This window comes from Paraburkholderia sp. SIMBA_053, from assembly GCF_046534895.1.
GTDB classification, from domain to species: Bacteria; Pseudomonadota; Gammaproteobacteria; order Burkholderiales; family Burkholderiaceae; genus Paraburkholderia; species Paraburkholderia caledonica.
This window is the reverse complement of sequence record NZ_JAWRXU010000808.1, coordinates 1-267: the sequence shown is the minus strand read 5'-3', so window position 1 is coordinate 267 and position 267 is coordinate 1. Positions and strand designations below refer to the sequence as shown.

General features: G+C 74.9%; 1 pseudogene. It reads right to left on the bottom strand.

Annotated features, from left to right (window positions below):
• Nucleotides 1–267 (bottom strand): annotated as a pseudogene (locus SB753_RS37810) (nucleoside/nucleotide kinase family protein); the annotation flags it as partial.

Here is a 267-nt window from a genome sequence, read left to right as displayed (position 1 = left end):
ACCAGTCGGCGCCAGTGCCGCTCACCACGAGCGACGCGCGCGACGCGGTCGGCTCGATGAGGGCGGCGTTGGCGCCGTCGACGTCGCGCGCCCAGACGGCCGCCGCCTCCGGCGTGCGGCCGTGGCGGGTGTGCCGGTCGACGAGCCGCCGCATCCGCTCCTCCTCGGGCGTCGCCACGAACCAGCTCTCGGCCAGAAGCGAGGGGATGCGCGACCACGGATCCTGGTCGACCAGGAGGTAGTTGCCCTCCGCGATGACCAGCCGGG